Genomic DNA, 13,553 nt, shown 5'->3' with positions numbered 1-13,553 from the left:
TCCGCGCCGTTCATGCGAGGGGCTCCGCCGCAGCCTCGCGGGCCGCCTTCGAGGTGGGCGAGGCCGCGCCGATCTTCCAGTAGCCGCAGAAGCTCACGTCGTTCTTGTCGACACCGCGCTCGCCGACGAGATGCTTGCGTGCACCCGAGGCCAGCGACTGCTCGCCCGCGGCGTACGCGTGGAACGGCGCTGCCGGCAGTGTCAGCTCGCGCAGCCGGGCGAGGGCGAACGACCCGGGGTCGAACTCGTGCGGCCGCGCAAGCCAGATGATCTCGACGCCGGCGGGGTGCGGGAACTCCAGGGCGTCGGCCTCGGACGGCACCTCGATGATCGCCGTTCCCGTCGCGTCCGCAGGCAGTGACGCGCAGATCGAGGCGATCGCGGGGAGCGCCGTCTCATCGCCGACCAGCACCACGCGATCCGTTCCGCGCTGCGGGTTGAACGTGAGGCCCTCGTCGATGATGAGCACGTGCTCGCCGGGTTCGCAGGTCTCCGCCCAGCGTGACGCGGGGCCGGCCGTGCCGTCGGCCGCAGACCCGTGCAGCACGAAGTCGACGTCGATCTCGGCGCCCGACTCGGCGATGGCCGCCCGGTACGCGCGCACGCTGTAGTTGCGCATGACCGGGCGCTCGCCGTCGGGGATCCGCAGGAACCTGAGGTATCCGAACATCTTGTTCGCCTTCGCGGGAACGCGGTCGAGCCCCGCATCGCCGCCGATCGGCAGGAACAGGCGGAACCACTGGTCGAAGCCCATCGGGCGGAACTTCTCGATCTCACCGCCTCCGAGCGTGACCCTCATCCAGTGCTCGGAGAGGCGCTCGGTGCGCAGCACGCTGAGATGGAGGAGTTCGGCGGTCTCGGGCTTGACCAGTCTGCTGTATGCCATGCGGGCGCCTTTCAGGGCAGCTGCCAGGGGAAGAAGAGCATGAAGATCGCGGCGGATGCGGCGATCGAGGCGACGATGAAGACGGTGTCTCGGATGCGGAACGGCACGAGGTGCCTCTCGGTGCGCGTCGAGTGCGCGCCGAAGGCCCGCGAGTCCATGGCCAGGGCCACGCGCTCGGCGTGGCGGATCGCACCCGCGAGCAGCGGAACGATGTATCCCCAGCCGCGAGCGATGCGCGCGAAGGGACTGCTGCCCCCATGGTGCCCTCGCACGCGATGCGCGGCTCTGATCACCGCGAGCTCGTGCCCGAAGCGCGGCACGAAGCGGAACGCGGCCAGGGCCGTGTAGCCGATGCGGTAGGGCACCCGCAGCTGCTGCACGCTGGCGCGCACGAGGTCGGGGCCGGTGGTGGTCAGGCCGCCGATGAGTGCGAGCGAGACGATCGCGCCGAGCCGCAGAGCCGTGGCGAAGCCGATCGCGAGGGCGCCCTGGCGCAGCGTCCAGTCGCCGAGCTGCACCACGGCAGCGGTGTCGCGCACGATCTCGGCGTCGACCCACAGCGAGAACCCGAGCCCGATGGCGATCATGCCGAGTGGGAGTGCGAGAAACAGCACCGCGGCGATGCGCCAGGTCACCCGCGATCCGATGACGATCACCGCGAGGGACAGCGCCAGGAAGGCGGCGGGCGTGGCGAGGTCGCGCACGAAGATCAGCAGCACCATGGCCGGGGCGACTCCCGCGACCTTCGCCAGCGGATTGAGCGCATAGAGGAACTGGCGCCGAGACGATGCCGACATCGCGGAATACGGGTCGAAAGCGTGGGCGGTCATGCGATCGCCCGTCCCGCTGCGGCGAGCACGCGCTGCAGCGCCGGAAGGCGGAGCCCTGCCTCGACGAACGGCGTCTCGTCGGCGAAGAGCGCGTCGGTGCGATCGGCGGCGTGCACGCGACCGTCTTTCAGGATCACCGTGTGCGACGTGTGCTCGGCGACGAGCTGCAGGTCATGGGTCACGATGACGATCGTCGTCCCCTCGTCACGCAGGTCGTGCAGCAGAGTGAGGAGCTCGGACGCCCGTGCACGATCCTGGCCGAAGGTCGGTTCGTCGAGGGCGAGCACCCGCGGGCGGGTGATCAGGGCCGTGCCGACCGAGAGGCGGCGCTTCTCGCCGCCCGAGAGCAGGAACGGATGCACATCGGCCTTGGCCTCGAGGCCGAAGCGCATCAGCATGGCGTCGACGCGCTCGCGCGTCTCGGCATCCGGAGTGTGCCGCAGCCGAAGTCCGTGCGCGAGCTCGTCGAACACGGTGTGCGCGATGAACTGGTGCTCCGGGTTCTGGAACACGAACCCGATGCGGCTCGAGAGCTCGCGCGGCGAGGCCGACCCGGGGTCCATGCCGTCGACCGTGACCTGCCGCCGGGGCGGCGGGACGACACCGGCGAGCGCCTGCAGAAGGGTGGTCTTTCCGGCGCCGTTGGTCCCGACGATCGCCGTCAGGGTTCCCGCCTCGATGTCGAGGTCGATGCCGTGCAGGATCTCCGTGCGGTGACGACGAACCGTCAGCCCGCGGGCGCGGACGATCGGAGTGGCTGCACGGTCTGCCGCATCCGTCATTCCTTCGTGCGTCTGCAGGACCGACGCACGGATGCCGGAGGAGACAGCGGTATCCGGTCCTGCATCCGTGCCGTGGTCCTGCACACCGGACGGATCAGGAGTGGCGGATGCCGCCGCCAGTGCCGCGGCGAGCTCCTCGGGTGTCAATGGAAGGTCGTCGAGATGCAGTGTTCCGGCATCCCGCATCCGCAGCGCCGCGAGTGTCGCCGCAGGCAGCCAGACACCCATCTCGACGAGCTCCGCCGCGTGCTCCCGGATGATCCGGGCCGGCGGTCCGTCGAAGACGACCCGCCCTGCGCGGTCGAGCACGATCGTGCGGGTCAGGAACCCCATCGCGGCGTCGAGATTGTGCTCGACGAGCAGGATGCCGCGGTCGCCCGCTGCGATGACGTCGGTCAGTGCGGCGTAGACGTCGTCGATGCCCTGCGGATCGAGGTTCGCGGTCGGTTCGTCGAGCACGATCAGGGGCGACCCCATCGCCAGCGCGCACGCGATCGCGAGACGCTGACGCCCGCCGCCGGACAGGCGATCGGGGTTCTCATCGCGCCGCTCCCACAGGCCGACACGGCGCAGTGCGTCTTCGGTTCTCGTGCGCACCTCGTCGAGCGACAGCAGCAGGTTCTCGGGGCCGAAGGCGACCTCGTCGTAGACCGTGCCGGTGACGATCTGGGCGTCCGGGTCCTGGAAGACCATCGCGACGTGGGTGCTCAGCGATGCGGTGTCGGCATCCGCCGTGCTGACTCCGCCGGCCTCGACCGATCCCGTCATGGTCGCGGGCACGGCGTGCGGGATCAGCCCGTTGAGCGCGAGCGTGAGCGTCGACTTGCCCGAACCCGAAGGGCCGAGCAGCAGCACCACCTCGCCGGCATCGATGTCGAAGGTGACGTCCCGCGGCGAGGGGTGCACAGCATCGGCGTGGGTGATCGAGAGGTCACGCACGCGGAGGAGAGGCGCAGATGAGCGCACGGCATAACCCCGGTTTCAGCGGATCGGTACCGTTTTAACTTAGCTGAGCCTTACCTGATCTGCACAGGCCGGACGGCTCGGAAGGGTCGGACGCCGTGATCAGCGCCGAGCGACGCCTGCGCGGCTGAGAGAAGATCCGATCGCGAGTCCTGCTGCGGTCCACGCGATCGGACCGAGCACCGCGATCACGAGGTAGGAGATCTCCGCCCACAGCGGGAAGGTCGCGAGGTCGACGGCGAAGAACACCACGACGGCCACGATGACCCCGATGATCGCTGCGGAGATGAAGAAGCGCCAAGGGCCCCAGGAGCGGTAGCGGGTGAGCGCGGCGATGCCCTCCTGGATCGCCCCGAACAGCAGCGCGGTGCCGATGAAGCGCAGCGTCCAGGCCGGGTTGAACGCGCTCGAGATGAGGGCGGCGAACACGTGCGTGACGAGGGCCACGAAGGGGCGGCGCAGCACCTCCTGAGCGATGATCCCCGGCAGCACGTGCGAGCCGAGCACGAGTCCGTAGAGATACGGAGCGCCCACGATGACGATCGGCGTGATGAGCCCGGCGATCCCCCCGAGGATGCCCGTGGCGACGCCGATCGCGGCGCAGACCAGCAGCACGCGGGTCGTCAGAACGGGGGAGGGGGCCACCCCTCCAGCCTACTGTCGACCATTGTCGACACGGCTGGCCGTTCGTCCAGGAATAATCCCCGACCCTGGTGTGTGGACGGAAGCCGGGCGTAGCTTGAACGGCGGTGCGGCACCGCAGTCGCACCGTGATCATCGGGAGAAGCACATGGGTCGAACACCCCTCCGGATGGCAGCGGCCACCACCCTGGCAACGCTGTTCATCGCATCGACGGCAACCGCAGGCTACGCAGGCACGGAGGAGGTGACAAACCCCACTCCGGTCGACGGCACGCCCGGTCACTACATCGTCGTGCTGAAGTCCGATCCGCTCGCGAGCTACACCGGCGACGTCAACGGGCTCAAGGCCACCAAGCCCGCCGAAGGCGAGCAGCTCGAGACGCAGTCGCAGGATTCGCAGCGCTACGTGCAGCACCTCGAGGCCGAGCAGCAGACGGTCGCGCAGGAGGCGGGAGTCACTCCCGAGATCAGCTACCAGGTCGTGCTCAACGGCTTCAGCGCCGAGCTCACGGGCGCGCAGGTCGACAAGCTGCGGGCGTCGAAGGACGTGTACGACGTCTACCCCGACTTCGTCCGTCACCCCGACGCGCAGACCTCGACGGACTTCCTCGGTCTCGGCGATGACAAGAAGGGGCGTGGCGGCGTCTGGCAGCAGACCGGCGGCGTCGACAAGGCCGGCGAGGGCGTGGTCGTGGGTGTCATCGACACGGGCATCGCTCCCGAGCACCCCTCCTTCGAGGGCAAGAAGCTCAAGAAGCAGCCGAAGAACGACAAGCGCCACAAGGGCGGTCAGCCGTACACCGACGGCACCTTCGTCTACTTCGACAAGTCCGACGGCGGCCAGTTCCAGAGCACGATGGTCGAGGCTCAGGAGTGGGACAAGGGCGACTACTCGTCGAAGCTCATCGGAGCCCAGTACTTCTACACCGGCGCCGAGGCGGCCGGATTCGACTTCCAGTACGACTACCTCTCGCCGCGCGACGGCGACGGCCACGGTTCGCACACCGCGAGCACGGCGGCCGGCAACTTCGGCGTGAAGGCCTCGATCGAGGACGTCGACTTCGGCAAGATCTCGGGGGTCGCCCCCGGAGCCAAGGTCGCCGCCTACAAGGCCTGCTACGTCGGGCCCGATGAGGCCGTCACCACCGACGACATCTGCGCGGGCAGCGACCTGATCGCCGCCATCGACCAGGCGGTCGCCGACGGCGTCGACGTGATCAACTACTCGATCGGCGGCGGAGCGGCATCCACCGTGCTCGCCCCCGAGGACATCGCGTTCTTCAACGCGGCGGCAGCCGGCGTCTTCGTCGCCACGAGCGCCGGCAACGACGGTCCCGACTCCGTCACCGCCGACCACGCCTCCCCCTGGTACACCACGGTCGCGGCATCGACGATCCCGACGTGGGAGGGCACCGTGCAGTTCGACGGCTTCGCCCAGGCCGGCGCATCGGTGAGCGTGCCGTTCGGCACGACTGTCACCGGGCCGTCGATCTACGCGGGTGACGCGCCGGCTGCCGGACAGGCTGCCGCCGATGCCGCGTTGTGCCTTCCGGGCACGCTGGATGCGGCGAAGGTCACGGGTCACATCGTGGTCTGCGACCGCGGGGGCAACGCCCGCGCCGAGAAGTCGCAGGTCGTGAAGGATGCCGGCGGCATGGGCGTCGTGCTCGTGAACGTGCCCGGTGGTGCGGACTCGCTCGACAACGACTTCCACGCGGTGCCCACCGTGCACCTCTCGTCCGTGCATCGCGCAGCCGTGCTCGCCTATGTGCAGGGCGGCACCGATCGCCCGATCACGCTCGTCGGCGAGAACACGACCGGTGTCGTGACCCCGGTGCCCCAGATCGCCGGCTTCTCGAGCCGTGGCCCGATGCTCGCCGACGGCAGCGACATCATGAAGCCCGACATCGCAGCCCCCGGCGTCGCGATCCTCGCGGCCACGCAGAACGGGCCCGGAGAGGCGCCGACCTTCGGCATCCTGTCGGGCACGTCGATGGCGTCACCGCACATCGCCGGTCTCGCGGCGCTGTATCTCGGCGAGCGTCCCAACGCGAAGCCGGCTGAGGTCAAGTCGGCCATGATGACGACCGCCTACGACACGGTGAACCCCGACGGCTCGGCCAACAAGGACCCGTTCCAGCAGGGTGCGGGCCAGGTCGACCCGAAGCGCTACTTCAACCCGGGCCTGCTCTACCTGAACGACGTGCCCGACTGGGCCGCGTTCCTCGAGGGCAAGGGTCTGGCGGAGTTCGACGGCGTCGAGCCGATCGACGGCAGCGACCTGAACATCGCATCGTTCTCGATCGGATCGCTCGCGAGCGCGCAGAGCGTCACCCGCACGGTGACGGCGACCGAGAAGGGCACGTTCACGGCATCCGTCGATCTGCCCGGCGTCGACGTGACCGTCGAGCCCTCGACGCTGAAGTTCACCAAGCCCGGCCAGACCGCGACCTACACGGTCACGTTCGACAACCAGAGTGCTCCCGTCGAGCAGTGGGCGACCGGGTCGCTCACCTGGACGAGCAAGAGCAACTCGGTGCGCTCGCCGATCGCGGTCTTCCCCGTGACGGCCGACGCGCCGGCCGAGGTCGAGGGCACCGGAGTCGAGGGGGCGACCACGGTCGAGATCACCCCCGGCGTCGACGGCGCTCTGGCGCTCGGGCTCTCGGGACTCACGCCGTTCAGCCTGCTGGAGGACCCCGACGGCCGTGTCGTCGGACACTCGGGCGATGAGGCGTCGGGCGATGAGAACAAGGACGTGTCGTGGATCGTCGACGTGCCGGAGGGCACGACGCTCTCGCGCTTCGACCTCGACTCGTCGGATGACGCGGGCAGCGACCTCGACCTGACCGTCTACCGGGTCGTGAGCGCCGACGACCTGCGCTACTACGAGCGCTGGCAGTCGGCGACCGGTTCGGCGGATGAGCAGGTCACACTCCCGGCTCCGACGGCGGGCACCTACCTGGTGGTCGCGAACGTCTACTCGACCTCGGCCCCGATGACGTGGGACATGACCTACGCCAACGTGCAGCCCGAGGGCGAAGGGGCGTTCACCGCGACCCCGAACCCGATCGAGGCCGTCCGCGGCCAGGCGACGAGCTACGAGCTGAGCTGGACCGGCCTCACCGCCGGCACCCGGTACCTCGGCCTCGTGCAGTACGGCGAGTCCGCCGTGCGCACGATCGTGACGGTCGACGCGCAGTAGCGATCAGCGCCGGCGCCCCGTGCTCTTCGGAGCGCGGGGCGCCGGCGCGTGCGGTCGCCGCATCGTCGAGGCCGCGTCGAGGCCGCGTCGAGGCCGCGTCGCGTCGCGCGCGGGGCGCGGTGTCGCAGTCAGAGCCGTCAGATCTTGCGGCCGCGCGGCATCAGCCGCACGTCGGGAAGAGGCGGAGCGGGGATGCGGACGTCGTGCCCTTCGACGACACCGAACCGCGCGGAGGCCGCCTCCCATTCGGTGCGAGCCTCGACGATCTCCTCGTGCGTGCGTCCGGCGAAGTTCCACCACATGACGATCTCGTCCTCGAAGGGCTCGCCGCCGATGAGGAACAGCAGCGCTCCGTGTGTGCTGGACACCTCGACCGAGTCCCTCGAGTCGCCGAGGTACAGCATGTCGTTCGACGACATCCCGTGCGTGGCGACGACGGCATCACCCTCGACGAGCATGAGGCCGTGCTCCCATCCCGAACGCAAGGGCAGGTGCAGACGAGCGCCCGCGGGGATCCGGATCTCCGCGCCGACGATCGGAGTGTGCACGGTGGCCGGCGATGAGGTGCCGGCGAACTCGCCGAGGACGACGGTGGCGGTGGCGTCCTGACCCTCGTCGGCAGGGAGCGGCAGCTGTGGCAGCTCGGTGTGCCGTTCGAAACCGGCAGCACCGTGCCGTGCGCTCTCGGGCAGCACCACCCAGAACTGCAGGGCGTCGAGGGGAATCGGATCATCGCCGATCGAGTACTCCGAATGCGAGATGCCGTTGCCGGCGGTCATGAGGTTCAGCTGGCCCCTGCGGAGGTCGGCGTCGCTGCCGACCGAGTCCCGGTGACGGATCTCTCCGACCAGCGGCCAGGTCACGGTCTGCAGCCCGATGTGCGGATGCGGTTCGACCCGCATCCTGGTGTCGGCGGGGCCGAACCGGTCGAGGAAGCACCACGCCCCGATGGTCGGGAGGTTGCGATGCGGCAGCACGCGCAGCACGTTCATCCCGCGCACCCCGCCGAGCGGCACCTCGCGTGGCTCGAGCACGATGCGTCGTTCGCCGATCATCACGCCTCCGTCGGAGCAGCGCCGGGCCGCTTCGGCCAGCGGATCTCGGCGCCCGGGATCTCATGCGTCGTCAGGTACTTCGCGATGTACGGGCAGAGCGGCACGATCGCGTCGCCGGATGCCGCGGCATCCGTCAGGGCGCGCTCAGCGAGGATCCCCGCGAGTCCCTGACCCTGGAACGCGGGGTCGATCTCGGTGTGGATGAAGCGGATCGCGCTCGGACGCAGCTCGAACTCGGCGAAGCCGGCGAGCGTCTCATCCGAGTGGATCTCGTAGCGGGAGGCGTCGTCGTTGCGGGTGACGGTGATGTCGGTCATCGGGGCTCCTTCGGGCGTCTGCGACAAACCTACGCCCGCTGAGTGTCCACAGGCGCGGCCGACGTCGGCGGGGGTCGTTACGCTGGAGGGATGCCGCAGACTCCCCGTGACCCGTACGAGGATCTGCCCTACGCCGACGAGCCGTGGGACGGCGCAGGGTGGGAGCCCTCCGAGCCGCCCGAGCCGATGGACTGGGAGCCGCAGGGCGCCGGGTACGAGCCGCCGCTCGACTGGGGCCAGGGCCCCGTGACACCGGTCGGATCGGCGTCCGCGCGGTCATCCGCACGCTCGTCTGCTCCCGGGGTGACGGCGACGGCCGCGCGACAGGCCGCCCCCAGCCGATACGCGACCGCGGCCGAGGCGCTGCATACGGTCTTCGGCTACGACGAGTTCCGCGGCGATCAGGCCGCGATCGTCGATCAGGTCATCTCGGGCGGTGACGCTGTCGTGCTCATGCCCACCGGCGGCGGCAAGAGCGTCACCTATCAGGTACCCGCACTCGTGCGTGAGGGCACCGGCCTCGTGATCAGCCCGCTCATCGCTCTCATGCACGACCAGGTCGACGCGCTCCGGGCCAACGGCGTCAACGCCGCCTATCTCAACTCGACCCAGGCGATCGAAGAGCGGCGCGAGGTCGAACGGGCGTACGTCGCCGGCGAACTCGACCTCATCTACGTCGCCCCCGAGCGGCTGTCCTCCCCGCAGACGACCGCCCTGCTGCAGCGCGGCACGCTCAGCGTCATCGCGATCGACGAGGCGCACTGCGTGTCGCAGTGGGGTCATGACTTCCGCCCCGACTACCTCGCACTCGGCGATCTGGGCGAGCGGTTCCCCGGTGTTCCGCGCATGGCGCTCACGGCCACCGCCACCCGGGCGACGCACAAGGAGCTCACCGAGCGACTGCGTCTCGACGCCGCCCAGCACTACGTGGCCAGCTTCGACCGGCCCAACATCCAGTATCGGATCGTGCCCAAGGTCGATCCGCGCAAGCAGCTCGTCTCGTTCATCCGCGCGCAGCCGGAGGGCTCGGTCGGCATCGTCTACGCGCTGAGCCGGAAGTCCGTCGAGCAGACCGCGACCTATCTCGCCGCTCAGGGCTTCGACGCGCTGCCGTATCACGCCGGTCTTCCGGCCGAGGTGCGCGCGAAGAACCAGTCCCGGTTCCTGCGCGAGGACGGCGTCGTGATGGTCGCGACGATCGCCTTCGGCATGGGAATCGACAAGCCCGATGTGCGCTTCGTCGCTCACATCGACCTGCCGAAGTCCGTCGAGGGCTACTACCAGGAGACCGGTCGCGCGGGCCGTGACGGCGAGCCGTCGATCGCCTGGATGGCGTACGGCCTGGGCGACGTGGTGCAGCAGCGCCGCATGATCGACCAGAGCCCGGGCGATCGCACGTTCAAGATGCGCCTGGGGCAGCACCTCGACGCGATGCTCGCGCTGTGCGAGACGGTCGAGTGCCGCCGCCAGAACCTTCTCGGCTACTTCGGGCAGGACTCGCAGCCGTGCGGCAACTGCGACACGTGCCTCGACGAGACCGAGACCTTCGACGGCCTGATCCCGGCACAGAAGCTGCTCTCGACGATCGTGCGGCTCAAGCGCGAGCGCAATCAGGCCTTCGGAGCCGGGCATCTGATCGACATCCTCCGCGGAGCCTCGACCGAGCGCATCCGTCAGCAGGGGCACGAGAAGCTCGCGACCTATGGAATCGGCGCCGACCTCTCCGACCAGGACTGGCGCAGCGTCGTCCGCCAGCTGCTCGCACGGGGGATCATCGTGGCGCAGGGCGACTACGGCACGCTCGCTCCGGGCGAGCAGTCGGCCGGCGTGCTGAAGGGCGAGACCCCGGTGCCGTTGCGCAAGGACACGATCGGACGCCCCGCTTCGTCGCCGCGGGCACGCAAGGCGAGTGCGGCGGACGCGCTCGATCAGTCCGACCGCCCGCTCTTCGAGGCGCTGCGGGCGTGGCGCGCCGAGACGGCGCGCGAGCAGGGCGTTCCGGCGTACATCGTCTTCGGCGATGCGACGCTGCGTGCGCTCGCCGAGCATCGTCCGGCTTCGCTGGCCGACCTCGACGGGATCACGGGGATCGGCGCCAAGAAGCGGGATGCCTACGGCGAGGGAGTGCTCACCGTCATCGCCGCCGGCTGACGCAGGGCGCCGTTCAGCTCGGCAGCACGTCTTCGAGATGCGCGCGCAGGTGGGCGCCGACGTCGACGGCCCCGCGGTCGTAGAGCCACTGGTACTGCAGGCCGTCCCACAGGGCGATCAGCCAGATCGCCTCGTGCTCGGGGTCGCGGTGCTCGGGCAGATCGCCGTCGATGCGGGCGAGACGGAACAGCTCGGTGAAGTAGTCGATCGCCTGGGAGAACCGCGTGGCGAAGTAGTCGTGCGCAGGGTGCATGGCCGGCACCGCTTCGCAGGAGAGCACCGCGTAGACCTCGATGAGGCCGGGCTCGTCGAGTGCGCTCACACGTGCTCCGAGCGGGATCGCGCGCAGCGCGTCGGCGGCTCGCTCGGCATGGGTGGACTCGCTGCGCACACGGATCGCGCTGTCGCGCTCGGAGAGCACCGCGCTGAGCAGTAGTTCCTTCGACGGGTAGTGGTGGAGCAGAGTGGACTTCGAGACGCCGACAGCCTGAGCGATGTCCCGAAGACTGGTGTCCCCGTAGCCGTCCTGGGAGAACAGGCGTGAGGCGTCGGCGAGGATCTGCGCGCGGCGGCGCCGTCCCACCTCGTATCCCGGGGAGTCGTCGACGGCGGGCTCTCCGAACACAGGCGGCAGGGGGCCGGCAGCGGTCGGAGAAGGGTCGGGGCTGTCGGCATCCCGCCACCCGTAGGGCAGTGCCCACAGGGCTTCGCGCTCCTCGAGCATCTGCACGACGTCGACCCGCTCAGGCAGATACTGAGAGATCAGTTGCAGCCCGTCCCAGCCCGCGCTGTGACGCACGGACTCGTCCGCGACGTCGCGGTCGGCGCCGATCGTCCCATGCAGCGCCGCATCTTCGAGGACATCCGTGCTGAGGCGGTGCAGGCGTGCATACCGCTGGCGCATCCGCTCGTGCGCCGGGTGTCCGGAGGCGGATGCTTCCCCGGTGAGTGCGGCGAAGAGCTCGAGGTAGCCGGGGGTGCGCGCGTTGCGTCGAGCCACGTCCGCGAAGATCAGTTCACCGGAATCGGATGCCGCAGCGAGCAGGTCGAATGCCCGTTCGTTGTCGTCCTCGAAACCGGCGACGACCTCGGCGAGCAGGTCGTCCTTCGACGCGAAGTGTCCGAGCAGCCCCGGATGGCTCACGGATGCCGCGGCGGCGATGTCGCGCAGGGACGTCGAACGGTATCCGTTCGAGACGAAGAGCTCTCGGGCCGCGTCCACGATCCGCTGACGCGTGGCCGCGGCGCGCGCCTGGCGCGAGCCCGTCGTGGCTGCTGTCGTCATCCCGTCCACCCTTCCCTCTCATTCTCTCTCATTACCAATCGGTAGACATTCACTTACCAATCGGTCGATATTCCGGTATTGTCATCCTCACGTCGTGTCGCAGATGACCGGCGCACCTTGCCCGAAAGGATCCACCCGTGACAGAGCTGTCATCGGCCGCCACCGCGGCCGCCGTAGGAACGACCGGTTTCAAAGTTCCCGGCACCACCCCGCTGAAGACGCCCCGTGGCTACACCCCCGGACTCGCCGCCGTGAACTTCGGTGTCTACCTCGCCCTGCTCACCCCGGTGATGGTGTCGATGGCCTTCAAGATCCAGCGGCTCGACCCCACCAACACTGAGGCGAGCCTCGGACTGGTGATGGGTGTCGGTGCGGCCTTCGCGCTCGTCGCGAATCCCCTCGTCGGTCGCCTCTCCGACCGCACGACCTCGCGGTGGGGGATGCGCCGCCCCTGGATCCTCGGCGGCGCGATCGTCGGTCTCGGCGGCTTCGCGATCATCGGCGCCGCGACCTCGGTGCTCGTCGTTCTTCTCGCGTGGTGCCTCGTGCAGGCATCCATGAACGCCGTGCTCGCGGCGGCCAACGCGACCCTGCCCGATCAGGTGCCGGTCTCGAGCCGTGGCAAGGTGTCGGGCATCATCGGCATCACGACCCCCATCGGCATCCTCGCCGGCAGCTTCATCGTCAACTTCCTCCCCGGCGACTTCGAGCGCTTCTTCGTCCCCGGTGCCATCGCGCTGATCCTCGTCATCGTGTTCGTGCTCACCCTCAAGGACCGTCGTCTCACCGAGAAGCCCGCCACGCGCTTCACGGTCGGCACGTTCTTCGGCTCGTTCGTGTTCAACCCCCGCAAGCACCCCGACTTCGGATGGACCTGGCTCACGAAGTTCTTCGTGATGTTCGGCTACGCGGGCATCGCCACCTTCCTGCCGCTCTACCTGGTGACCAAGTTCCAGCTCGACGAGCAGGGCGCAGTCGGCACGATCCTGATCGCCAACCTCGCCTCCATGGCCGCGATGGCTATCTCCGCGCCGCTCGGCGGATTCCTCTCCGACAAGATCGGCAAGCGCCGGCCGTTCGTCGCGATCGCCGGCGTCATCATGGTCGTGGGCCTCGTCATCCTCGCGATCGCTCCGTCGATCGCCGTCGTCATCGTCGCTCAGGCCATCATCGGACTCGGTGCCGGGTCGTTCCTGTCGGTCGATCTCGCGCTGGCGACCGAAGTGCTGCCCAACCCCGACGACGTGGCGAAGGACCTCGGCGTGCTCAACATCGCCAACGCCCTTCCCCAGTCGATCGCCCCGGCCATCGCGCCGAGCATCATCGCTCTCGGCGCCGCGACGCCGCTGGGCGGCTACACGACCTGGTACCTCTTCGGAGCGCTCGTCGCACTCGCCGGCGCCGTTCTCGTCTACCGCATCAAGGGAGTCAAGTGAC

Annotated in this window: 10 protein-coding genes; 3 read left to right on the top strand and 7 right to left on the bottom strand. The window is 69.3% G+C overall.

All coding sequences use genetic code 11. The features are described from left to right. Positions 1–10 precede the first annotated feature (10 nt). The 4 genes from ACZZZQ_RS04910 to ACZZZQ_RS04895 all read right to left on the bottom strand — a co-directional run bounded on the left by ACZZZQ_RS04910 (position 11) and on the right by ACZZZQ_RS04895 (position 4,106). Positions 11–886 carry a siderophore-interacting protein gene (locus ACZZZQ_RS04910; RefSeq protein ID WP_463507027.1) on the bottom strand — a complete coding sequence of 292 codons (876 nt, stop codon included), beginning with the start codon at positions 884–886 and terminating at the stop codon, positions 11–13. Positions 887–897: 11 nt separating this feature from the next. Then, positions 898–1,716: an energy-coupling factor transporter transmembrane component T gene (locus ACZZZQ_RS04905; protein WP_463507026.1), complete on the bottom strand. Its 819-nt coding sequence runs from the start codon at positions 1,714–1,716 to the stop codon at positions 898–900. Further along, positions 1,713–3,464: an ABC transporter ATP-binding protein gene (locus tag ACZZZQ_RS04900; protein WP_056276576.1), complete on the bottom strand. Its 1,752-nt coding sequence runs from the start codon at positions 3,462–3,464 to the stop codon at positions 1,713–1,715. Before ACZZZQ_RS04900 ends, ACZZZQ_RS04905 begins: the two co-directional genes overlap by 4 nt. Positions 3,465–3,563: 99 nt before the next feature. Next, positions 3,564–4,106 (bottom strand): ECF transporter S component, encoded by a 543-nt coding sequence (locus ACZZZQ_RS04895; protein ID WP_053098643.1) that lies wholly within the window; start codon positions 4,104–4,106, stop codon positions 3,564–3,566. A 166-nt stretch (positions 4,107–4,272) separates the two neighbouring features. Here ACZZZQ_RS04895 and ACZZZQ_RS04890 point away from each other — a divergent pair, with 166 nt between their 5' ends. Further along, a complete protein-coding gene (locus ACZZZQ_RS04890) occupies positions 4,273–7,308 on the top strand; it encodes a S8 family peptidase (protein ID WP_463507025.1) in 3,036 nt (1,011 codons plus the stop codon). 137 nt (positions 7,309–7,445) lie between these two features. On the opposite strand, the gene ACZZZQ_RS04885 is transcribed toward ACZZZQ_RS04890, so the two are convergent. Beyond that, positions 7,446–8,363: a pirin family protein gene (locus ACZZZQ_RS04885; protein ID WP_463507024.1), complete on the bottom strand. Its 918-nt coding sequence runs from the start codon at positions 8,361–8,363 to the stop codon at positions 7,446–7,448. Then, positions 8,363–8,680: a GNAT family N-acetyltransferase gene (locus ACZZZQ_RS04880; protein ID WP_056276588.1), complete on the bottom strand. Its 318-nt coding sequence runs from the start codon at positions 8,678–8,680 to the stop codon at positions 8,363–8,365. The genes ACZZZQ_RS04885 and ACZZZQ_RS04880 overlap by 1 nt, the downstream gene beginning before the upstream one ends. A 90-nt stretch (positions 8,681–8,770) precedes the next feature. Between ACZZZQ_RS04880 and recQ the strand changes: the two genes are divergently transcribed. Beyond that, the gene (recQ, locus tag ACZZZQ_RS04875) at positions 8,771–10,831 is read left to right on the top strand and encodes a DNA helicase RecQ (protein WP_053098647.1); all 2,061 of its coding nucleotides are present in this window, start codon (positions 8,771–8,773) and stop codon (positions 10,829–10,831) included. A 13-nt stretch (positions 10,832–10,844) separates the two neighbouring features. On the opposite strand, the gene ACZZZQ_RS04870 is transcribed toward recQ, so the two are convergent. After that, positions 10,845–12,116, bottom strand: a complete 1,272-nt coding sequence (locus ACZZZQ_RS04870) for a TetR/AcrR family transcriptional regulator (RefSeq protein WP_320489722.1) — start codon at positions 12,114–12,116, stop codon at positions 10,845–10,847. 137 nt (positions 12,117–12,253) lie between these two features. Between ACZZZQ_RS04870 and ACZZZQ_RS04865 the strand changes: the two genes are divergently transcribed. Then, complete coding sequence (locus tag ACZZZQ_RS04865) at positions 12,254–13,552, top strand: MFS transporter (RefSeq protein WP_056276597.1); 1,299 nt, start codon at positions 12,254–12,256, stop codon at positions 13,550–13,552. Position 13,553: the final 1 nt, after the last annotated feature.

It is taken from the genome of Microbacterium sp. AC132, assembly GCF_979258525.1.
The sequence above is the reverse complement of the archived record's forward strand: the minus strand, read 5'-3'. Positions and strand labels throughout refer to the sequence as shown.

Coding starts and splice junctions, on each gene's coding strand:
- ACZZZQ_RS04880 (WP_056276588.1), bottom strand. CDS start 8,680: ATGACCGACATCACCGTCACCCGCAACGACGACGCCTCCCGCTACGAG.
- ACZZZQ_RS04890 (WP_463507025.1), top strand. CDS start 4,273: ATGGCAGCGGCCACCACCCTGGCAACGCTGTTCATCGCATCGACGGCA.
- ACZZZQ_RS04885 (WP_463507024.1), bottom strand. CDS start 8,363: ATGATCGGCGAACGACGCATCGTGCTCGAGCCACGCGAGGTGCCGCTC.
- ACZZZQ_RS04870 (WP_320489722.1), bottom strand. CDS start 12,116: ATGACGACAGCAGCCACGACGGGCTCGCGCCAGGCGCGCGCCGCGGCC.
- ACZZZQ_RS04905 (WP_463507026.1), bottom strand. CDS start 1,716: ATGACCGCCCACGCTTTCGACCCGTATTCCGCGATGTCGGCATCGTCT.
- recQ (WP_053098647.1), top strand. CDS start 8,771: ATGCCGCAGACTCCCCGTGACCCGTACGAGGATCTGCCCTACGCCGAC.
- ACZZZQ_RS04910 (WP_463507027.1), bottom strand. CDS start 886: ATGGCATACAGCAGACTGGTCAAGCCCGAGACCGCCGAACTCCTCCAT.